The 21545-nt window shown below is 66.6% G+C and carries 19 protein-coding genes and 1 riboswitch; of the genes, 12 read left to right on the top strand and 7 right to left on the bottom strand.

All coding sequences use genetic code 11. From position 1 onward, the window contains the following. Nucleotides 1-236 precede the first annotated feature (236 nt). Nucleotides 237-1526, top strand: a complete 1290-nt coding sequence (locus AB0H00_RS02295; protein WP_357259442.1) for an adenylosuccinate synthase — start codon at nucleotides 237-239, stop codon at nucleotides 1524-1526. A 117-nt stretch (nucleotides 1527-1643) separates the two neighbouring features. Continuing rightward, entirely contained in the window at nucleotides 1644-4247 is a 2604-nt protein-coding gene (locus AB0H00_RS02300) for a LuxR C-terminal-related transcriptional regulator (protein ID WP_357259445.1), read from the top strand. 165 nt (nucleotides 4248-4412) lie between these two features. Here AB0H00_RS02300 and AB0H00_RS02305 read toward each other — a convergent pair whose 3' ends face one another. Further along, entirely contained in the window at nucleotides 4413-4664 is a 252-nt protein-coding gene (locus AB0H00_RS02305) for a hypothetical protein (protein WP_357259448.1), read from the bottom strand. Between the two features lie 173 nt (nucleotides 4665-4837). Between AB0H00_RS02305 and AB0H00_RS02310 the strand changes: the two genes are divergently transcribed. Then, nucleotides 4838-5170: a helix-turn-helix domain-containing protein gene (locus tag AB0H00_RS02310; RefSeq protein WP_357259450.1), complete on the top strand. Its 333-nt coding sequence runs from the start codon at nucleotides 4838-4840 to the stop codon at nucleotides 5168-5170. Nucleotides 5171-5188: 18 nt separating this feature from the next. On the opposite strand, the gene AB0H00_RS02315 is transcribed toward AB0H00_RS02310, so the two are convergent. Beyond that, on the bottom strand, nucleotides 5189-6424 hold the full coding sequence (locus AB0H00_RS02315; protein ID WP_357259453.1) for a serine hydrolase domain-containing protein: 1236 nt from the start codon (nucleotides 6422-6424) through the stop codon (nucleotides 5189-5191). An 81-nt stretch (nucleotides 6425-6505) separates the two neighbouring features. Between AB0H00_RS02315 and AB0H00_RS02320 the strand changes: the two genes are divergently transcribed. The 3 genes from AB0H00_RS02320 to AB0H00_RS02330 all read left to right on the top strand — a co-directional run bounded on the left by AB0H00_RS02320 (nucleotide 6506) and on the right by AB0H00_RS02330 (nucleotide 9466). Next, entirely contained in the window at nucleotides 6506-6682 is a 177-nt protein-coding gene (locus AB0H00_RS02320) for a hypothetical protein (RefSeq protein WP_357259456.1), read from the top strand. Between the two features lie 125 nt (nucleotides 6683-6807). Continuing rightward, entirely contained in the window at nucleotides 6808-8259 is a 1452-nt protein-coding gene (locus AB0H00_RS02325; protein ID WP_357259459.1) for a M23 family metallopeptidase, read from the top strand. A gap of 109 nt (nucleotides 8260-8368) precedes the next feature. Then, entirely contained in the window at nucleotides 8369-9466 is a 1098-nt protein-coding gene (locus AB0H00_RS02330; protein ID WP_357259462.1) for a CaiB/BaiF CoA-transferase family protein, read from the top strand. Between the two features lie 328 nt (nucleotides 9467-9794). On the opposite strand, the gene AB0H00_RS02335 is transcribed toward AB0H00_RS02330, so the two are convergent. Next, nucleotides 9795-11300, bottom strand: a complete 1506-nt coding sequence (locus AB0H00_RS02335; protein WP_357259465.1) for a PLP-dependent aminotransferase family protein — start codon at nucleotides 11298-11300, stop codon at nucleotides 9795-9797. A 268-nt stretch (nucleotides 11301-11568) separates the two neighbouring features. Here AB0H00_RS02335 and AB0H00_RS02340 point away from each other — a divergent pair, with 268 nt between their 5' ends. The 3 genes from AB0H00_RS02340 to AB0H00_RS02350 all read left to right on the top strand — a co-directional run bounded on the left by AB0H00_RS02340 (nucleotide 11569) and on the right by AB0H00_RS02350 (nucleotide 14713). Further along, nucleotides 11569-12147, top strand: coding sequence for an MGMT family protein (locus tag AB0H00_RS02340; RefSeq protein ID WP_357260403.1), 579 nt, complete (start codon nucleotides 11569-11571; stop codon nucleotides 12145-12147). A 414-nt stretch (nucleotides 12148-12561) separates the two neighbouring features. After that, entirely contained in the window at nucleotides 12562-14049 is a 1488-nt protein-coding gene (locus AB0H00_RS02345; protein WP_357259467.1) for an aminotransferase class V-fold PLP-dependent enzyme, read from the top strand. Nucleotides 14050-14215: 166 nt separating this feature from the next. After that, nucleotides 14216-14713, top strand: a complete 498-nt coding sequence (locus AB0H00_RS02350; protein WP_357259470.1) for a DUF456 domain-containing protein — start codon at nucleotides 14216-14218, stop codon at nucleotides 14711-14713. Between the two features lie 54 nt (nucleotides 14714-14767). Here AB0H00_RS02350 and AB0H00_RS02355 read toward each other — a convergent pair whose 3' ends face one another. Together AB0H00_RS02355 and AB0H00_RS02360 are read right to left on the bottom strand one after the other, a co-directional pair. Next, the gene (locus tag AB0H00_RS02355; RefSeq protein ID WP_357259472.1) at nucleotides 14768-15643 is read right to left on the bottom strand and encodes an amidohydrolase family protein; all 876 of its coding nucleotides are present in this window, start codon (nucleotides 15641-15643) and stop codon (nucleotides 14768-14770) included. Between the two features lie 84 nt (nucleotides 15644-15727). Next, nucleotides 15728-17191 carry an FAD-dependent oxidoreductase gene (locus AB0H00_RS02360; protein ID WP_357259475.1) on the bottom strand — a complete coding sequence of 488 codons (1464 nt, stop codon included), beginning with the start codon at nucleotides 17189-17191 and terminating at the stop codon, nucleotides 15728-15730. A 379-nt stretch (nucleotides 17192-17570) separates the two neighbouring features. Here AB0H00_RS02360 and AB0H00_RS02365 point away from each other — a divergent pair, with 379 nt between their 5' ends. From AB0H00_RS02365 to AB0H00_RS02375, 3 genes are all read left to right on the top strand, one after another. After that, a complete protein-coding gene (locus AB0H00_RS02365; protein WP_357259477.1) occupies nucleotides 17571-18020 on the top strand; it encodes a hypothetical protein in 450 nt (149 codons plus the stop codon). A gap of 63 nt (nucleotides 18021-18083) precedes the next feature. Beyond that, nucleotides 18084-18200, top strand: a riboswitch (SAM riboswitch). A 14-nt stretch (nucleotides 18201-18214) separates the two neighbouring features. Further along, nucleotides 18215-18631, top strand: coding sequence for a rhodanese-like domain-containing protein (locus AB0H00_RS02370; protein WP_357259480.1), 417 nt, complete (start codon nucleotides 18215-18217; stop codon nucleotides 18629-18631). After that, nucleotides 18628-19842 carry an O-succinylhomoserine sulfhydrylase gene (locus AB0H00_RS02375; protein ID WP_357259482.1) on the top strand — a complete coding sequence of 405 codons (1215 nt, stop codon included), beginning with the start codon at nucleotides 18628-18630 and terminating at the stop codon, nucleotides 19840-19842. The genes AB0H00_RS02370 and AB0H00_RS02375 overlap by 4 nt, the downstream gene beginning before the upstream one ends. Before the next feature lie 39 nt (nucleotides 19843-19881). On the opposite strand, the gene AB0H00_RS02380 is transcribed toward AB0H00_RS02375, so the two are convergent. Together AB0H00_RS02380 and AB0H00_RS02385 are read right to left on the bottom strand one after the other, a co-directional pair. Continuing rightward, nucleotides 19882-20334, bottom strand: a complete 453-nt coding sequence (locus tag AB0H00_RS02380; protein ID WP_357259484.1) for an RpiB/LacA/LacB family sugar-phosphate isomerase — start codon at nucleotides 20332-20334, stop codon at nucleotides 19882-19884. A gap of 170 nt (nucleotides 20335-20504) precedes the next feature. Continuing rightward, entirely contained in the window at nucleotides 20505-21314 is an 810-nt protein-coding gene (locus AB0H00_RS02385) for an HAD-IIA family hydrolase (RefSeq protein WP_357259487.1), read from the bottom strand. Between the last annotated feature and the right edge of the window lie 231 nt (nucleotides 21315-21545).

A 21545-nucleotide genomic window follows, 5' to 3' on the forward strand; every position in this document is an offset into this window, starting at 1 on the left:
CCCTCGCAGGGGCGAACCCCCTGTGGTTCGCTCCGGTTGACGCCGCGCTGCCGCTCGGCGTGCCGTGCAACCATAGCCCTGCCCGGCTCTGACCACACCGTTGTCGAGACTACGGCGAGATCCGACGCGACGCCGCTTCGGATGGGTCGGCTAGACTGTGCTTCCGGCCACCGCCTCAGTACGGCAGGTAGCTGCAACACACCAGTGTTGCCTGTCGAACCGTAGGAGACACGACAATGCCGGCAATCGTCCTCATCGGCGCCCAATGGGGTGACGAAGGTAAGGGCAAAGCAACCGATCTGCTCGGTGGCCGGGTGCAGTGGGTGGTTCGCTACCAAGGTGGCAACAATGCCGGACACACCGTGGTACTGCCCAACGGGGACAATTTCGCCCTGCACCTGATCCCCTCCGGCATCCTCACCCCCGGCGTGACGAACGTCATCGGCAACGGCGTCGTCATCGACCCCGGTGTGCTGCTCGCGGAGCTGGCCGGGCTGGAAGAGCGCGGCGTGGACACCTCCGGCCTGCTGCTCTCCGCCGACGCGCACCTGATCATGCCGTACCACGTGGCCATCGATAAAGTCACCGAACGCTTCCTCGGCAACAAGAAGATCGGCACCACCGGCCGCGGTATCGGCCCCTGCTACCAGGACAAGGTCGCCCGCGTCGGCGTGCGCGTCGCAGACGTGCTCGACGAGAAGATCCTCACCCAGAAGGTCGAGGCCGCGCTGGAGTTCAAGAACCAGGTGCTGGTCAAGATCTACAATCGCCGCGCGCTCGATCCGCAGCAGGTGGTCGACGAGGTGCTCACGCAGGCCGACAGCTTCAAGCACCGGATCGCCGACACCCGGCTGCGGCTGAACCTGGCGCTGGAGCGCGGGGAGACGGTGCTGCTGGAGGGTTCGCAGGGCACCCTGCTGGACGTGGACCATGGCACCTACCCGTACGTCACCTCGTCGAACCCGACTTCCGGCGGCGCAGCGGTCGGCGCGGGCGTCGGGCCCAACCGGATCAATACGGTGCTCGGCATCCTGAAGTGCTACACCACCCGGGTCGGCTCCGGCCCGTTCCCCACCGAGCTGTTCGACGAGTTCGGCACGTACCTGGCCAAGACCGGCGGCGAAGTCGGCGTCACCACCGGCCGCGCGCGGCGTTGCGGCTGGTTCGACGCGGTGATCGCCCGCTACGCCACCCGGGTCAACGGCATCACTGACTACTTCCTCACCAAGCTGGACGTTCTGTCCAGCCTGGAGACGGTGCCGATCTGCGTCGCCTATGACGTCGACGGCGAGCGGGTCGAGCAGATGCCCACCACCCAGACCGAATTCCACCACGCGAAGCCCATTTTCGAGGAGATGCCAGGCTGGTGGGAGGACATCTCCGGCGCGCGCACCTTCGAGGAACTGCCGGCGAACGCACAGGCGTACGTATTGCGTCTGGAGGAGCTGGCCGGCGCCCGCATTTCCTGTGTCGGTGTCGGTCCCGGCCGGGATCAGACGATCGTCCGGCACGACGTCCTCGGCTAGAACCGGTTCGAATTCGCCACGGTAGAGCGGAATTTCGGCTCCGATCGCACCGAATCTCCGCGCCGCTTCACAGTTCATCGGCTTCGATCATGATCGGTGAAGAACTACAGTAAGAGCATGGCTCGGAACCGGCCGATGATCGAGCGCGACAGCGAATTCGAGGCGATCCGCGCGGCACTGACCGGGCCCGAATATGTCGGGGTGGTGCTCACCGGCGATGCCGGGGTGGGCAAGACCACCCTGGCCCGGCATGCCACCTCCGCGATCGGCGGCAATATTCGCTGGGTGGCGGGCACCGAGTCGGCACGCAGCATTCCGCTGGGGGTGTTCGCGCATATGGTCGGCGTCTACACGGCGCACGATCCGGTGACGTTCATGTCCGCCGCTCGCAAGGCACTGCTCGCCGACGGGCACACGGTGATCGGCGTGGACGACGCCCACCTGCTCGACCAGCTCTCGGCCACCCTTCTGTTGCAGCTGGCCATCGACAAGGCCGCGCACATCGTGGTCACCGTCCGCAGCGGCGTGCCGGTGCCCGACGCGGTCACCTCGCTGTGGAAAGACGGGCATCTGATGCGCATCGATCTGCGCCCGTTCAGCCAGCGGCAGAGCGTGAAGCTGGTGGAGTCGATGCTCGGCGGGCAGCTGGAAGGATTTACCGCCAACCTGATGTGGGAGTCCTCCGCCGGAAATGCCCTGTTCCTCAAGCATTTGGTCGAGGGAGCGCTGGAGGCGGGCACACTGCGCCAGGTGAACGGTGTGTGGCAGCTACGCGGCAGGGCCGCGGTGACCTCGGAACTGGCCGCGCTGCTGGAGGATCGGGTCGAGCAGCTGCCCGACCCGGTGCTGAGGGTGCTGGAACTGCTGACCTTCTGCGAGCCGATCGATCTCGATGTGCTCGCCGAATTGGCCGGTGAGGATGCGGTGGAAGCCGCCGAGAACCGCGGCGTGATCCGGGTAGTGGAGAGTTCGCGTCAGCTCACCGTGCGATACAACCACCCGCTGTTCGGCGAGGTGATCCGGCGCAGGCTCGGCATCACCTCCGCACGACGATTGCGTGGCCGCCTGTACTCCTCGCTCAAAGAGCGTGCGATCAATTCCGCCGCTGACCGGATCCGGCTGGCCGAGTTGGCCTTGGACAGTGATAAAACCGCGGATCTGGAATTGCTCGAAGCGGCCGCCGCCGACGCGATCGGTTTGGCGAATCTGCCACTGGCCGAACGTTTCGCGCGGGCCGCGGTGGAGCGGCGCGGCGGCGTGGAGGCCGCCGACCTGCTGGCGCGCGCCCTGCTGTGGCAGGGGCATCGGATCGAGGCCGAGCGCACCTTGGCCAGCTTCGACCCCGACCAGCTCGACGAGGTGCAGCTAGCGCGCTGGGGCAGCACCAGGGTGGCGAATCTGTTGTGGGCCATGGGTGATGCCGACCGCGCGGGCGAAGTGCTTACGCTGTTGCGTAGCAAGGTGAAGCATCCGAAGATCGCCACGATCTTCATCGGTCTCGCCTCGGCGTCGGCGGTCAATGAGAACCGCATCGACCACGCGTTCACCGAGGCCGAAACGGTCATGACCACCGAAGGCGCGCCGCCGTGGGCGGTGTGGTGGGCCGCGTTCGGCGGCGGCCTCGCACTGGCGTTGATGGGCAAGGGCGAGGCGGCCAAGGAGTATGCGGCGCGCGGTCACGCGGTGGAAGAGCACATCGACGGCCTCAACCGCTTCATGTCCACGCACGCGGAGGTGCTCGCGCTCACCTTCACCGGCGATCTCGAGGCCGCACGGCATTGTGCCGGAGCTTATTTCGGCTACTCGGCGCCGGGGCAATACTTGGCCTGGGGCATGTCGAAGATTCTGCAAGGCACCGTCGACGTGGCGCAGGGCCGGTTCCTGGCCGGCATCGAGCATCTGGAACAGGCGCTGGCCGCGCTGACAGCCGAAGGCGCGGCCGCTTGGATGTTTCCGGCGAGAATTCGTCTGGCCGAGGCGTATTCGGCGCTCGGCCGCGCCGCGGAGGCGGCCGAGTCGATCGCGGATGCCACCGCGCGTGGGGGACGGCACAGTGCGGTCTACGAGCCTCAACTCGAAATCGCCCGTTCCTGGCAGGCTGCCGCCGAAGGCGCCGTCACCCCAGCCGTCCGAATCGCTATCGGCGCCGCCGACGCGGCAGCCCGTGCGCATCAGCATGCGATCGAGGCCATGGCGCTGCATACCGCTGCCCGGTTCGGTGATCACTCCGTGGCAGGACGGCTGTCCGACCTGGCGTCCCGGGTGGAGGGACGGCTGGTGCAGGCGCAGGCACGACACGCCGTAGCCCTCGCCGCACACGACGGCCCCGGACTCGACGCCGCCGTGGCGGAATTCGAGCACATCGGCGCGATGCTGTCGGCGGCCGACGCCGCGGCTCAGGCCTCGTCGGCCCACGAGCGGGCCGGGGACCGGCGCAGGATGCTGGAGTCCGCCGCCGCGGCGAACCGCCTCGCCGCCGCCTGTGGCGGAGCGAGCACGCCCGCCCTGCGGCACGCCGCTCAGCCGTTGCCGTTGACCGCGCGGGAACGTGAGATCGCGAATCTTGTCGCCGCGGGGCTGTCCAATCGGCAGATCGCCGACCGTCTCACCGTCTCGGTGCGCACGGTGGAAGGGCATCTCTACCGCGCCTGCATCAAGATGGACGTCACCGCCCGCGAATCCCTCGGCGCCCTGATGCGCGGCGAATCCGCAATGGGGTGAGGCCGCGCGCGTCTTCCGCCACCGACTGAGCATGCCTGGTGGCAGGGTGCGGGTCCTACCAGCGCGTATCCCCGCCCCGGCACCTGCCTTGATCACCAACGGCCGACATGGTGTGGCACTCGCGCTTGTCTCGGCCCTGTGCCGCTCGCCGGGGCGAACTGGTTGTTAGGCTGACGCGACCAGGCTTTTTCTTCGGTGGTTGGGACGGATGGTGCGGATTTTCATCGGCGTATGTTCGGTTGCGGCCGGGATGGCGCTCACGCTCGGCTGCTCGAGCGGGCAGCAGGCGCCGATCCCCGGTTCGCCGTCGGCGACGAGCCGGGTGTCGGCGACGCCGCGGTCGGAGACTCCGCAGGAGCGCAACGTTCGGATCAGGCAGAAGCTGATCGAAATGGGGTGCTCGTCGAACGCCTGCATCCAGACGTACTTCGGTTGCGCCGACGGCTACATCACCGGGGAAGCCTGCGATTTCTATCGCGAACACCCGATCTACTGAGCGGCGTGTTGCTCGGACGGCCAGGATATGTCGATGTCTATCGAATAGTACTATCATCCTCGACGTAATGCTGGTTCGTGGCTAGGCTGCGGGCATGAGCGTGGTCATCGATGAAGCGCATCCAGCTGCGGAAGAACTGCGGCTGTCGAAAGTTCTTGCGGCGCTGTCGGATCCGGCGCGGCTGACGGCGGTTCGGGTATTGGCGGCCACCGAGGAGGTGGCGTGTACCGAGCTGCAGCAGCGCGCGGGCCTGACCATCGGCCGCTCGACGTTCTCCTATCACCAGCGCGTGTTGCGGGAGGCCGGGGTGCTGCAGGCACGTGTCCGCGGGGCACGCCGAATGCTCAGTCTGCGCCGTGACGATCTCGACACCCATTTCCCCGGGCTGCTCGATGCCATCCTCGACACCGCGCCCGAGATGTTGTGACCGGTTGTCTGCGTGCTGTCAGTCCTCGAGCGCCCGTGCGGTGAGGGTGCGGAAGTCGTCGCCGATCGTGCTGCGCCAGTCCGCGGCGACGATGAGGTTCTGAGACTGAAGCAGCAGCAGGGCGACCACATCCTTGTGCGGGTCGGCATACCAGGCGGTTCCGAGGCCGCCCGGCCAGGACAGGGTTCCGACGCTGGGCCCGGCGCCACTCTGGCGGGTGCGCACCCGCAGTCCGTAGCCGAAGCCGTGCTCGGCCCACAGATTTTGGCCGAGGGGTAGGGCGAACGGCGGCTCGGCACGTTGCCGATCGGTCAGATGATCGGTAGTCATCGCTTCGACCAGCTGCCGCGACAGCACCCGCACTCCGTCGAATTGCCCCTTGCCGAGCAGCATGTGGGCGAATCGGGCGTAATCGTCGCCCGTGGACACCAGCCCCGCACCGCCGGAAGCGAATGGCGGCTCGACGGCCCACCCGGTGTCGCAGGGGTGATCCAGCACGGCGAAATCTGGTGCGGGACCATATAATACGGCCAGCCGGTCGCGTTTACTCGGTGGCACGGTAAAGCTCGTGTCCACCATCCCGAGGGGCCGGAAAAGCCGCTCGCGCAACACCGTCTCCAACGATTGCCCGGTGACCCGGGCAATGAGCACGCCGAGAATGTCGGACGAGGTGTGGTAGCGCCATATCGTCCCGGGATCGGCGATGAGCGGGAAGGCGCCGACGCGCCGCATCCAAGCATCCGGAGCGAGCGTTTCGGCATCCGGCAGTCCGAGGGCAGCAGCGATCGGCTGCGCGGTCAGCGTGAACAACTCCGGACCGATGCTGGATCGCCCCCACCCCAGCCCCATACGGTTGGTGAGTAAGTCGTCGAGGGTGATCGGCCGGGATGCGGACACCACGTCCTCGGATGAGCCGTTCGGATCACGCAGGACCATCGGCAGCGCCAGTTCCGGCAGCCAGTCGTCGATCGGATCGAACAGGCGCAGGCGACCGTCGTCCACCAGCGTCAACGCCGCCGCCGCTGTGATCGGCTTGGTCATCGACGCGATACGAAAGATGGTGTCGCGCCGTATGGGTGACCGCGCCTGCCGATCCCGCCAGCCGACCGCGTCGGTGTGCACCAACTCGCCGTGCCGCCAGACCATGCTCACCAGGCCGGCCAGCTCGCCCCGCTCGACGTATCCCTCCAAGGCCCGGCTCAGCCGCCGTAATCCCTGCTCAGACGCGCCGGACCGCGTCGATCTGTCGCTCATGATCTCCTGCGTTCACTCCGATCGGTCGGCCCGCGGAGGCGGTCCGGACATCAATCTAGTCGATAACAATCGAATACGTCGATGAGTATCGTAGTCAACGGTCTGCACCGTAGCCGTCGGATGGCGATTTCACGGGCCGACCCATGGTCCGGTGATCCCCGGCAGGATGCTGATCTCGTCGATCAACCGCGCCGGGATCGAGAGCCGTCGTATCTGATGGTCGGACGAGTGATCGCCACAGTCGTTGCGCGGTATTGATTCCGCCGAGCTCGTATTTCCCAGCTATGAAGATCGGGCCGATGTCCGATAAGTCACAATCGATCTTGGCACCAGCGCTCGGGCGGGAGACGTGCCGGTTGGGTTCTGGGCATGCGGAGGTGGTCGTGACTAGTGGGGAGGTGGCACACCTGGTCGCGGACGACGGTGCGGCGGCAGACAGCGGCACCAGCGACGGTGCGCCCGAGGCGCATGGGCCATCGACATCGATCACGGACCGGAAACAGCCCGACCTCGTTGCCCAGGCAGTCCCGGCTATCGCGAATCTGGCACGAAACGTGCTCGGCGGACCTGGCGCGGCACCGAATTCAGGCGCACGCACCCAAGCCGTACCGGCGGTGGGCCCGGCGGCACCTCCGGCCAACGGTGCGGCGGCACCCGCACCTAACGCTGCCGCGGCGCCGCCGCCCGGCGGCGCCGCGGCACCTTCCAGCGTGACCGCACCGCCGGTTGGCGCACCTCCGGCCGCAGCGCCGCCGCCGCCCGGGATCGACCCGGAGACCATCGCGGACCTCGCGCCTGCCGCCATGACGGCCGGTTCGATGGCCTTGATGGCACTGCCGATGTTGGCATCAGCGCTGGCCGGTCTAGCCGGCGGCGGATCGGGTGCCGGATCCGGATCCACTGCCGCCGCATCCGCCGGAGGCGGGCTTTCCCCAGAGGCTCAACGGGCGTTGGACACATTGGAAACCCTGGCGGCCCTTTACGGCAAGGACGGCACCCCGTCGGGCACCGATGGCTTGGGGTCGAGACCCCAAGGAGCCGGCGGCTCGGGTGCCGGGGCGACCGCGATCAAGGCAAGGGCTCTGTTCCAGAAGAACGTGGCGAAAGCGTTCAACGACCTGGACAACGATCTCGCGAGATACGTATCGAATCTGGCCGGATTCAACAAAGCCGACCGGCAAGCGGTCATCAAGTTGCTCCGCGAGGTCAACGTCCAACTCGCCGAGCTCGGCCCCAACGCCTATACCAAAGAAGGTCAGCGGAAAGTACACCAAATACTCACCGCTGCATTGGAAAAAGCCCAAAAGATCGTCGGTGGCGGGGCCGCCAACGCAACCGAAACCGCCGCGATGGTCGACCGGCTCACCGCCCAGTACCTCAACGGAATAGCTGGAAAACGAACGGCGGGAGCCGGCGCAACGCGGCCGGATGATGGCCGACCCCGAGCACCTCTCGATCCGGGGAAATACAGAATCAGCTCCCACTACGGCCCCCGGAATGGCAAGCATCACGGCGGCCTCGACCTCGCGGCCCCCGCGGGGACCCCCATCTACGCCGTTACCGGTGGCACTGTTGTCAAGGCGGGCAATGCGGGCGATGGCTACGGATACCACGTGCGCATCCGCTCCGCCGATGGCACCGAGACCATCTATGCCCACCAAACCGCCGGCAGCATCCGCGTCAAGCCCGGCGACCGGATCCCCGCAGGCACCGTGATCGGCGCCGTCGGATCCACCGGCAACTCCACCGGTAACCACCTGCACTACGAAGTTCGGCGCAATGGGCGCTCCATCGAGCCCACGGCCTATCTGGCGGCAAACGGCGTACGAGTGTGACACGCGGCGCCAACCGTCGTTATTGTCGTACTGTCAATACGCCCTCCCGTTCGCGTCGGGAGGACGCACCGGCACCGGTGCCCTGGAGCAACGACGAACCGAGGTAGGCGTGAGCACTTCATCCACCGCCGCGCATGGCCCGCTCGCGGGCATCAAAGTCATCGAACTGGCTGGTATCGGCCCCGGTCCGCACGCCGCACTGCTGCTCGCCGATCTCGGCGCCGACGTAGTGCGGGTGCAGCGCGCGGGCCAGCTGCCCGGCGGTTTCGACCGGGCGCAGCTGCGCGGACGGACCATCGTCGAGGCCGACCTCAAGGACCCCGCCGATCTCGAGAAGGTGCTCGGCTTGGTCGAGAAGGCAGATGTGCTGATCGAAGGCTTCCGTCCCGGCGTCACCGAGCGGATGGGCATCGGCCCGGACGACGCGCTCGCTCGCAACCCCCGCCTGGTCTACGGCCGGATGACCGGCTGGGGTCAGGAGGGTCCACTGGCCGACCGTGCCGGACACGACATCAACTACATCTCCATCACCGGCGTGCTGCACGCGATCGGCCGCAAGGGTGAGCGCCCGGTCCCGCCGCTGAACATGGTGGGCGACTTCGGCGGCGGCTCGATGTTCCTGGTATTCGGCATCCTCGCCGCATTGGTGGAGCGACAGATCTCGGGTAAGGGGCAGGTGATCGACGCGGCGATGGTCGATGGCGCCCTTGCCCTTTCGCACATGATCTGGGGGATGCGTGGAGCCGGCGCCTGGTCCGATGAGCGTGGTGTGAACCTACTCGACACCGGAATGTCGTTCTACGACACTTACGAAACCGGCGACGGCAAGTACATGGCGGTCGGCGCGATCGAGCCGCAGTTCTACGCGCAGCTGCTCGCCGGACTGGAGATAGATCCGGAGGGTCTGCCCTTCCAGCTCGACCCGGCCGGCCAGGAGACGTTGAAAAAGCTGTTCGCCGAACGCTTCCGGGCTAAGACTCGCGACGAGTGGACCGAGATCTTCGTCGGGACCGACGCCTGCGTCTCGCCTGTCCTCACCTTCGCGGAAGCGACGAAGAACGAGCACATCTCGGCCCGCGGCTCGCTGCTGGAGCTGGACGACATCACCCAGCATGCCCCGGCGCCTCGGTTCTCTCGCACCCCGAACGGCATCCCCACCCCACCACCGACCACGGCCACGTCCATCGAGTCGGTGTGGGCCGACTGAGCACCGAGCGGGATGCCAGGGTACCGCGGCATCTGCTGATCTGCGCAGATGATCACATTTTTAACATACCAACTGGTTCGACAGTACGGCGCTGTGCCTGCCATACTGTCGGCGAGCAGGCGGCTCTAGAGCGCAGCTGATGGTGACGGGCAATCGTCCGGTCCGCTGCTTGACCGCCTTGCTTGCTGGAGGCCTCGGCGCCGTGCAGCCTTCTGCACGCCGCCCGCGCGTGACGAGGGCCAGCCCCGAGGGGTGGCGGGCCGGTCGTGCCCGGCGGCGCTCGGAGGGGAAGTGCCGCCGGCCAAGGCCCTCCGCAGACATCCCGCCATCAGTAGCAGGTCAGCGGCGTCAACGGATCGGCGGCACGTGGCGTCAGCGCCTCATAGGCGGAGGCAATGCCCTTGACCGCCAAGCGCAATTCGGGTTCCTGGTGCGTGAACGGCAGCCGCAGAAACCGTTCGAACGCGCCCTGCACGCCGAATCTCGGCCCCGCCGCGAGCAATACGCCGTGATTGGGCGCCGTGGCGGCCAGCGCGGTCGACACCGAGCTCGGCAGCTGCGCCCACACCGACATGCCGCCCGCACCGACGGTCACGCGCCAGTCCGGCAGCTCCTCGGCGAGAGAATCGAGCAGAGCGGCACGCTGCGAACGCAATTGGTCGCGGCGACGGTCGAGGATGACGTCCGCGTGCTCGAGCAGGTGGACGGTGGCCAACTGGTCCATGACGGGAGTGCCGAGGTCGACCGTGGAACGGATGCCGAGCAGTTTGGTGATCAGCGACTGGTTGGTGCGAATCCAGCCGACGCGCAGACCACCCCAGAACGATTTCGACGCCGAGCCGATCGTGACGATCTCGGCGCCCTTGGCGAACGCCGCGACCGGAGGTGGCGGGACTTCGTCGCCGAGTCCGAGATCCGCCATGGACTCGTCGATCACGACAGTCATCCTGGTCTCCCTGGCGATGGCAGCCAGCTCGGCGCGGCCCGCGGCGTCCAGCAGCAGGCCGGTCGGGTTGTTGTAATCCGGCACGAGGTAGGCCAGGGTGGCTGCGGTTTGCCGTGCGGCACTGCGGATTCCATCGAGGTCCCAGCGGGCCACCGGGTCCTCCGGCCGCAGCGGCACCGGTACCGGGCGAGCGCCGACGTCCCGAATCGCTTCGATGGCGTTCGGGTAAGTCGGGTGGTCGATGAGCACGCGGGCGGCGGGTGCGGTGAGCACGTTCAGCAGCAGACGAAGGCCGTGCTGCGCGCCGAGGGTGACCAGGACCTGGTCCGGGGCGGTCGGCAGGCCGCGCGCGGTGTAGCGGCGGGCGATCGCCTCACGCAGCGCGAGCACACCGACCGGGTCCATGCCGTGTGTGCCGAGATACGCCGGAATCCCGTGCAACGCAGTCGAATACGCTTCCTGCATCTCGAGCGGGGCAGCCATGGCAGCGTAAGTCATGTCGATGGTGGGCAGTTCGGGCGGCGCCATCGTGGCGAGGATGCTCCTGGCCGGCTTGATGCCGTCGTGCTGCACATCGCGTGGCAGCGCCACGGTGCTGCGCGAGCCCTGCCTGCTGATCAGGTAGCCGTGCTCCCGCAACAGCGCGTAAGTGGACGTAATGGTCGTGCGACTGACCCCCAGGGTGGCGGCGAGATCTCGTTCGCTGGGCAGTGCTACTCCCAACGGCGCGCGCCCGTCATGGATCAGCAGCCGGATGCCTTCGGCGAGCGCCAGGTACGCCGGACGCGCGGACCGCCGAGCGGATGAATCGCCCTCGCCGTCGTCCGCGTTCCGCCACCGACCCAGATCGCGAGCCAAGCTGCCCGCGCCGATCACTCTCGTCACCATACAGGCCAGTATTGACTGATTGGATATTTATTGGCAAGGCCAGTTGAGTGCACGCCGGTATGACATGGCCATCTTTGCCACCGCGGATCAACTGTGACAAAGCCGAGGCGGAGCCGCTGACGATCGGGTTACCCGGAGTCGCGTCCAAGGCCAGTCTCGGTTAACTGGACGTACCTTTGTCGAACTTGTCGGTCGCCCGGTGCACACTTGCAGCATGAGTGACTTCACTCGCCTCGCCACCGAGACCACCGAGGCCACTGAGCCCGTGATGCCCGGCCGTGTGGGGGCTATCAGCCTCGCCACCGCGGCGACGCTGTTCGACACCGCCATCGGCCACTGCGCGATCGCGTGGCGTGGCGCGGCGGTGATCCGATTCCAGCTCCCCGAGGCGAGCCCGGCAGCGACGCTGGCACGTATCGCTCGCCGTCGCACCGGACGCCTGGACGAGGAGGTTTGCGAAGAGAAACCCACCGGCGTGATCGCCGAGGCCATCGCTGCGATCCATGCCCACCTCGCAGGCGAGCTCGACGACTTGCGCTGGATTCCGCTGGACACCAGTGAAATCCCGCAGTTCCATCGCGTCGTCTACGACGTGACACGCGCCGTTGATCCCGGCCACACCCTCAGCTACGGCCAAGTGGCCGACCTCGTCGGCGCACCAGGCGCAGCCCAAGCCGTCGGACAGGCCCTGGGCCGCAACCCGATTCCGCTCATCATCCCATGCCACCGCGTACTCGCCGCCGACCATGCGCTGCACGGATTCTCCGCGCCCGGTGGAATCGACACCAAACAACGTCTTCTGGCAATCGAGCGCACCTCTGGGTTCGGCGAGCCGACGCTGTTCTGAGTTCCCTCGAGACCCTCTTCGAAGGCGATAGCCCCTACGGCAACCCGCTGCCGATAGGTGCGTTGTCTGCGTGGACGAGTTCAGATCGTGGAATGCGCAGCCGCCGAGAGCGGTCGTTCCCACCCTTGGCGACCTGGCCCGACAACTCGCTGCGCGTTCGGTGTAGCGTCCATCTTCGCGCATGGAATGCAGTACTGGCCAGGGGTTTCGACGTCTCGATCAGGAGAGTCGGATGAGTTTTCGAAGATGCCGCCGCGGTACCCGTCGCCATGTTCTCGGGCGCCGATTACCTCAGGTGCGCGTCGGCTCCGGTCGGAGCGATTCGGACATCCGTGCCACCACGGCAGCTGACGCAGGGAAACCGCTGTCGGTATGACACGGCCCGGCTGACGTTCCGACAGAAGGGAACCAGTAATGAACAAGACCAGTGTGCAGTCGGCCGACGCCCCAGCGGAATTCCTTGCCGCATATCCCGACTACGCGTCCACCGGTTCGCTCGATCGGATACGCAAGGAGCAGTACTCGTACCTGGACCAGAATGGTCTGGTATACCTCGACTACGCGGGAGCCGGGCTCGCCGCGACAGCACAATACCGATCGCACCAGGATCGGCTGTCCGAACACTGTTTCGGCAACCCGCATTCGGAGAATCCGACCTCGCGGGCCGCGACCGAATTGGTAGACCAGGCACGTCGTGCGGTGCTTGCGCACCTCAACGCCTCGCCTGACGAATACTGCGCGATCTTCACTGCCAATGCGAGTTCGGCCTGCCGGATCATCGGAGAGGCCTATCCGTTCGTGCGTGGTTCGCGCTTCGTCATGACCTCGGACAACCACAACTCCATTATCGGAATGCGAGAATTCGCCAAGGCGAAACGAGCCGAGGTGGTGCATGTTCCGATCGGAACGCCCGATCTGCGAACGACGGATGAGGCTGTGCGTGCCGCATTGAGCACTCGCACACGGCCGCGATTCTCCGGGGTGTACCGGAAGGGTGAGCCGGGTAGGCGCGGTTTGTTCGCCTTTCCGGCGCAGAGTAATTTCACCGGAGTTCAACATCCGCTGGACTGGGTGGAGCTGGCGCACCGGCACGGCTATGACGTACTGCTGGACGCGGCCGCGTATCTTCCCACCAACGAACTGGATTTGAGTGTCGTACGAGCCGATTTCGTGCCGATCAGCTGGTACAAGCTCTTCGGCTACCCGACCGGGGTCGGATGCCTGGTCGCACGCCGGGAGGCGCTGGCCAGGCTGCGCAGGCCGTGGTTCGCGGGCGGCACTATTGCGGCCGTGAGCGTCCAGGGTGACTGGCATATGCTGACCGACGACGAAAGCGCCTACGAAGACGGGACGCTGAATTTCCTGTCCATTCCCGATGTGACATTCGGGATCGGCTGGTTGCGGGAAATCGGCGTCGACCTGGTGCACCGACGGGTCGTGTGTCTGACTGGTTGGCTGCTCGATCGGCTGCGATCACTGACACACGACAACGGTGCCTCGATGATCAAGATCTATGGACCGCAAGACACGGTCCGCCGCGGGGGCACGGTCACGTTCAATTTCCTCGACCCGGACGGCATCGTCGTCGACGAGCGCTTGGTCGCCACCGAGTCCGCGGCAGCGGGTTTCTCCCTCCGCACAGGTTGCTTCTGCAACCCAGGTGCGGGCGAGGGGGCTTTCGATATCCAGCTGCCCATACTGCGGCGCCTGTTCGGGGCACGCCTCCCGACCATCGATGAATACGTCACAGTGCTCGGTCTGCCGAGCGGCGGCGCCATCCGGGTGTCGTTCGGTACACCGTCGAATATCCAGGACGTCGAGCGATTCATCGGTTTCGCCGAAGAAACGTACCGGAACAGGCCTGCGACAGTGGACGGCCTGCGACCTCGGGAACGATGCTGACCGGGCTCAGGGCGAGACGTACTCGTCGCGAGGAAGGTTTGTCCAACATCGGATTCACACCGCCTAGGCAGCGAGCGGCGCCGGGCACGGAGAACGGACGACATCGACGTGAGCCGTTGTCTCGGCGGCGTCGCTCATAGTCGCACGCAGGACATAGGCTCGATCTGTGCAAACATTCTCAGATCAGGGGTGGTACACCCTACTCGCCGGCCTTGCCATCCTGGTCGGCCTCGTCGGAATCATCGTTCCGATCCTGCCGGGCGTCATCCTGATCTTCGGTGCTATCGCAGTCTGGGCCTTTCTCACCGGCGGCGCTACGGCGTGGATCGTCTTCGCAATCTGCGCGGCGCTGCTCGTGATTTCCGGGATCATCAAGTACACCTGGCCGGGCCGCAATATGAAGGAAGCGGGTGTGTCCAATCGCGCGGTCTTCGTCGGCGCGATTCTCGGCATCGTCGGGTTCTTCGTGATACCGGTGGTCGGCCTATTTGTCGGTTTCGTGCTCGGCGTCTACCTTTCGGAACTCCAACGCCTGCGTATCGGTCAACAGGCTTGGCAGGCAACGGTTCACGCGCTGAAGGGGGTCGGTCTGTCCATGCTCATCGAACTCTTCGGTGCGCTGCTGGCGACCGGTGTCTGGGTCGTCGGCGTCATCGTCGCCTGAGCGAGCAAACAACAGGCACAGCCGAGCGAACGACAGGCGCGGTCGTCACGACCACTATCGCTCGATGGCGGGGAACGGAATCGTATCTCCCGCTTGGGCTTCGGGGAGTTCTTCACGGTGCAGCCGGAGGGTCGGCGGTTCGGGACGGTACAGCGGCAGTGTCGGGGCCGGGTCGGGGGGGATGACGCGCTCGCGGGCCGAGAGGCGGTAGAAGGCGCGCGCGTTGTCCTCCAGCACCGGGTACATGTCGGTGCCCACCACATCGCAGAGGAGGTCGACGTCCGAGTCCTCGAATGGGCGGCCCGCGCGGGTGCCGGGGAGATCGCTGCCGAACATCAGGGCTTCGGGGTTCACCGCGTGGATGCGGCGCAGCGTGTCGGCGACGTTCATCGCGACCCGGCCGAAACCGGTGGCCTTGACCCGCGCCCCTCGGTCGACGAGATCCAGCAGGAACGGCAGACCCTCTTCCGACATGCCGAGATGGTCGACCGACAGCGCGGGCAGCTTGGAAATGACCGGTTGCAGCGAGGCGAGCATGGTGCCGTCGATGTAGACCTCGACGTGCCAGCCGACCAGCTCGTATGCCCGCAACGCCTGGAGCGTCATTCCGGTGATGTCGGCGGCGGCGCGCTTGAGGTTGAACCGCAGCGCGCGCACACCGATGCGGTCCAGCTCGATGATCTCCTCGTCGGTGGCGTCCAGGTCCAGGCGGGTGACGCCGACCCAGCCCTCGCCCAGTTCGGCCAGGGCGGCCTTCAGGTAGCTCTGATCCGTGCCCTGGAACGAGCCGCTGACCACGGCGCCGCCGCCGACATCGAAGCGCGCCATGCGCTTTCGGTAGTCGGCGATGGTGAACGGGTCGGGCAGGTAGCCCTCGTTCTCGGCCAGCGGGAACCGCGGGTCGAAGATGTGCAGGTGGGCATCGAACACTTGTACAGAATGCCTCAGTGTCGGACTTTCCGCTGCCGCAGTGCGGTGGTTGCCGCGGCAGCGGAGCTGATCCCGCCGGGGTGATCAGACCTTGTGCGGCTCGCTGGCACGGAGCATGTCCTCGCGCTCGACGACTTTGACCCGCTCCCGGCCCTCCGGCTCGCCGAGCGCGCGTTCGTGGGCGTCCAGGCGGTACCAGCCCTGCCAGGTGGTGAACGGGATGCCCTTGCCCTCGAGGAATTCGGTGACAGCGTCGAGCCCCGGTTCGGCGGCCGGGGTGAAGCGCGCGCTGTCGTCGAGCAGGCAGGCCACAGTCTCGTTGGCGTCGCCCTTGGTGTGGCCGATCAGGCCGACGGGACCGCGCTTGATCCAGCCGGTGACGTAGGTGGCAGGCAGGTAGCGGTCGGCGCCGTCGGCGTTCTCGTCGGCGATCACGCGACCGGCCTCGTTCGGTACGGTGCCGGCCTGGTCGTCGAAGGGCAGGTTGGTCAGGTTCTGCGACAGATAGCCGACGGCGCGGTACACCGCCTGCACGTCCCAGTCCTTGAACACGCCGGTGCCTTTGACGTTTCCGGTGCCGTCGAGCTGCGTGCGCTCGGTGCGCAGGCCCACAACTTTGCCGTTTTCGCCGAGCACCTCGGACGGGGACTCGAAGAAGTGCAGGAACAGCTTGTGCGGTCGGTCGCCGACGTCGCGGATGGCCCACTGCTCGAGGGTGTTGGCGACCATGTCGACCTGCTTCGAGTGGCGGCGCGCGGCTTCGGAGCCTTCGTCGTAGTCGATGTCTTCGGGGTCGACGATGACCTCGATGGTCGGGGAGTGGTCGAGCTCGCGCAGCTCGAGCGGGGTGAACTTGGCCTGGGCGGGTCCGCGGCGGCCGAAGACGTGGACCTCGACAGCCTTGTTGTTCTTCAACCCCTTGTAGACGTTCGGCGGGATCTCGGTGGCCAGCAGCTCGTCGCCGGTCTTGGCCAGCACCCGCGCCACGTCGAGTGCGACGTTGCCGACGCCGAGGACCGCGACTTTCTCCGCGTCCAGTGGCCAGGTGCGCGGCACGTCGGGATGTCCGTCGTACCAGGACACGAAGTCCGCCGCGCCGAACGAACCATCCAGGCCGATGCCGGGGACCTCCAGGGCGCGGTCGGCGTTGGCTCCGGTGGAGAAGATCACCGCGTCGTAGAAGATACGCAGGTCGTCAAGGGTGATGTCGGTGCCGTAGTCGATGTTGCCGAGCAGCCGCACCTGCGGCTTGTCGAGCACCTTGTGCAGGGCGGTGATGATGCCCTTGATCCGCGGATGGTCCGGCGCGACGCCGTAGCGGATCAGCCCGAACGGCGCGGGCATGCGCTCGAACAGGTCGATGCTCACCTCTGCGTCGGATTTCATCAACGCGTCGGCGGCGTAGATCCCGGCCGGTCCGGCGCCCACGATCGCGATGCGGAGCGGGCGAGCCTCGGCGGTGTGCGCGTCAGGCCCGGAGGAGGCAGCTTGCGTCACCACGGAGGGCCCGCGTACACCGCTTGTTGATCCTGCACTCTGTTCGGTCATCTCTTACGCGCACCCTTAATGGTCGAAACAATTAACGACGTCGTTCCTTAGCTTAGGCTAAGTTGACGCACTGGCTTGGTTGCACCCTGTCGGGGCCGACACCGGCGATGCTGGCTCGGGTCTGCACGGTGCCCGGTTCACTGCGACGACGAGCCGCCGATTGGCGATGACAGCTGGCCGCAGTCCCGCGATTCTATCGGGGTGACCGATGCCGCCCCGCGCCGGTGCGTGAACTGGATGGATGCCATCGAACGTCACAATCACCGGCTACCCGTTCCTGCGCGCGCTATAGCGACCGTCCGGTCTCTGTCGAGCAATAGGCGTGTCCCTAAGGGGGCCCGAGCGCTCGATACCGGCACCGACCAGGGATCATCGAGTCATGACCGAGCAGCAGCCGACCGCGGGCGAGGACGAAATCATCCAGGTCGATCAGACCGACAAGCGCTCTGCGGTTCCTTTCGCCGCGGCCGCGGCGGTCGCGGTAGTCGTGCTGGTCGCGATCGTGCTCGGCGGGATGCTGTCGCCGACTGAGAAGAATGTCACAGATTCCGACCGGATCGTCGCAGCGGTCCGTAACTTCGTCGAGGGCTCCAACAACACCGACACGGTGCCGCCGCCCGGCACCGCCTGCCAGGACTTCGATACCGCGCGTTCGCCGCTGGCCGGACAGGCAGGGCGCGGAAAGTCCGTCGAGATCACTGAACTCGACAATCCGATAAGGGACGGCGACAAGGGCAAGGCGACCGTGACCACAAAGGTCGACGGCAACGAGACGACGACGACCTGGAATTTGACCAGATCCGGCGACAAGTGGCTGGTTTGCAACTGACCGTTACCGCAGTGCGAACAATCGTTTGACATGGCGACCCGCGTCGGTGCAATCTCAGTCGAAGGTCATGAGAACCAGTGTCAAGCCCCGGCATTACTGGTCGGCAACCCTCCTCCGCGGTGGGGTGCTCCGGGTGACGACCCGGCCGTCGCTTCAACCCGAGCGCGGCAAGTGCGGATACGCAGGAGGTGCACATGAGTTATGCCGGTGATATCACTCCCCAGCAGGCGTGGGAAGTTTTGCGGGACCATCCCGAAGCCGTCTTGGTCGACGTGCGGACGGAAGCCGAATGGAAATTTGTCGGCATCCCCGATACGAGTTCGATCGATCGGCCGACGGTGCTTATCGAGTGGGTCGACTCCACCGGCGCGCGCAACGAAGCGTTCGTCGAGCAGCTGAAGCAGGCTCTGGTGGACCACACCCCGGACGCTCCGGTCGTGTTCTTGTGTCGCTCCGGCCAGCGCTCGATCGGCGCGGCTGTCGCCGCGACCACCGCGGGCTATCACATCTCCTATAACGTGCTCGAAGGCTTCGAAGGTCCGCTCGATGAGTTCGGGCATCGCGGCGGCTCCGGCTGGCGTGCCCTAGGACTTCCCTGGCGGCAGTCGTGATCACCGGCGGTGCGTTCGACCGCCCGCTGCCCGAGGGCGTCGGTCCCGCGACGCTCGGTGTGCGGGGTGGGCTGCGGCGCTCGGGTTTCGAGGAAACCGCCGAGGCGCTCTACCTGACCTCCGGCTTCGTCTACGAGAGTGCGGAGGCCGCCGAGGCCGCCTTCGCCGGCGACGTCGAGCACTTCGTCTACTCCCGTTACGGCAACCCGACGGTCGCCATGTTCGAGGAGAGGATGCGGCTGATCGACGGCGCCGAAGCGTGTTTCGCGACCGCGAGCGGAATGTCGGCGGTATTCACCGCTCTCGGTGCGCTGCTCGGCGCCGGTGATCGACTCGTCGCCGCGCGCAGCCTGTTCGGCTCCTGCTTCGTGGTGTGTGACGAGATCCTGCCGCGCTGGGGCGTGGAGACCGTCTTCGTCGACGGCGAGGATCTGGACCAGTGGGAGCAGGCGCTGTCGGTGCCCACCCAGGCGGTGTTCTTCGAGACGCCCGCCAACCCGATGCAGACGTTGGTCGATGTACGCAGGGTGACCGAGCTGGCGCATGCGGCGGGCGCGAAAGTGGTGCTGGACAACGTCTTCGCCACACCACTGCTGCAACGCGGTTTCGAACTCGGTGCCGACGTGGTGGTCTACTCCGGTACCAAGCACATCGACGGCCAGGGCCGGGTGCTCGGCGGTGCCATCCTCGGTGCCAAGGACTACATCGACGGTCCGGTGAAAACGCTGATGCGTCATACCGGGCCGGCGCTGAGCCCGTTCAATGCGTGGACGCTGCTCAAAGGGCTGGAGACGATGCCGCTGCGGGTGCGCCATTCGGCGGAGTCGGCGCTGCGGATCGCCCGGTTCCTGGCGGACAACAAGGCCGTCAGCTGGGTGAAGTACCCGTTCCTGGAATCACATCCCCAGCATGTTCTGGCCACCAGTCAGATGAGTGCGGGCGGCACGGTGGTCACCTTCGAGCTGAAGGCGCCCGAAAACGAGGCGAAGAAGCGCGCTTTCGAGGTGTTGAACAGGCTTCGGATCGTGGACATCTCCAACAACCTCGGCGACGCCAAATCCCTGATCACCCATCCCGCCACCACAACCCACCGCGCGATGGGTCCCGAGGGTCGAGCCACCATCGGCCTCTCCGACGGCGTCCTGCGTATCTCGGTAGGGCTCGAAGACGTCGAAGACCTTCTCGGCGATCTCGACCGAGCACTGGCCTGACCCGCACGCACCGCATGTGCCCAACCGGCTCCTGCGGGGTCAGGTGTTGGTGGTGTGCTCGATCTTGGTGAGATGGGCGATGTTTGCCTGGTCTTCGGGGGTGCCGCTCGGTTCGGTGGTGAACCATGCGTCGAGGATTTCGCGGAGTTCGGCGCTCGAGGTCGAACGGAGGCTCAGAGCGAGGACGTTCGCGTCGTTCCAGGTCCGGGCGCCTGCCGCGGTCGCGGCATCGGTGCAGAGTGCCGCGCGGATGCCCGCGACCTTGTTGGCCGCGATCGAGGCGCCGGTGCCGGTCCAGCAGCAGACGATGGCCTGGTCGGTGCGGCCGGCCGCGACATCGCGTGCGGCCGCCTCGGTCGCCCAGGCCCAGTCGTCGCGTTCCGCGTCGGACAGTGCGCCGTGCAGCACGGCTTCGTGCCCGCGCCTGCCCAACTCGCCGACCAACTCCTCCGCCACGCCTATCCGCTCGTCCGCCGCCACCGAAATTCGCATGTTCCCAGCGTAGTGGGCCTTCTCACCACTACGTGGTGGGTATCCGGCCGATGCTTCCGGCGTTTTGCGGGCTCAGCCACAGCGGAACTCGGCGGCGAAAGAAATATTGAAGCTCTCCGCCGCGCTGGACGCGATCACGGAGGACTAGGGCATGCTTCGCGCCCTCATTCCTATCCGAATCGAGTGGTGAACGGGGACTTGGTTCGCCCGACGAGGTCGGCGACGGAATCCACCACCATGGTCGGCCGGTAGGGGTACGCCTCGAAGGACTCGCGGGTGGAGATGCCTGTGGTGACCAGGATGGTGCGCATGCCCGCTTCCAGGCCGGAGATGACGTCGGTGTCCATGCGGTCGCCGATCATCACGGTGGACTGGGAGTGGGCGCCGATGCGGCGAAGCGCCGAACGCATCATCAGAGGGTTCGGCTTGCCGACGTAGTACGGGTCGCGACCGGTGGCGCGGGTGATCAGCGCGGCCACCGAACCCGTCGCGGGCAGCGAGCCCTCGCGGGAAGGGCCGGTGGGGTCCGGGTTGGTAGCGATGAAGCGGGCCCCGCGCTCGACCAGCCGGATCGCCGTGGTGATCGCCTCGAAGGAGTAGGTCCGGGTTTCGCCGAGGACCACGTAGTCCGGTGCGCTGTCGGTGAGCACGTAGCCGATCTCGTGTAGCGCGGTGGTCAGCCCGGATTCACCCACCACGTAGGCGGTTCCGTTGGGCCGCTGCTCGTTCAGAAAGGTGGCGGTGGCCAGTGCGGAGGTCCAGATCGCCTCCTCCGGGATGTCGAGACCGGAGTGGCGCAGTCGTGCCTGCATGTCCCTCGGTGTGCGGATCGAATTGTTGGTCAACACCAAGAACGGCGTCTCGTTGGCACGCAGCTCGGCGAGGAACTCGTCGGCGCCGGGCACCAGATGGTCCTCGTGCACCAGCACCCCGTCCATATCGGTGAGGTAGGACAGGATCGGTTCGTCATCTGCGGTCACCCGGCCGATTATCCGCTATCGCGTTCCGCGACGCCGGTCGGAACGACGAGCGCCGGTCGGAAACCCGACCGCCGCGCCCTGCCGCGAATCCGGCGCATGCGTCGGACTCGGCACCTGCCACCGGCCCGGCGTGCCGTTGACCTGGTCGGACCCGCGGCACTTCGGCTCATGGCCGTCGAGGCGAGCGGAACGGCCACGGCGATCTCGCTCATCCGCGCCAGGCCCTCGGTA

It is taken from the genome of Nocardia sp. NPDC023852, from assembly GCF_040639505.1.
Classification (GTDB): domain Bacteria; phylum Actinomycetota; class Actinomycetes; order Mycobacteriales; family Mycobacteriaceae; genus Nocardia.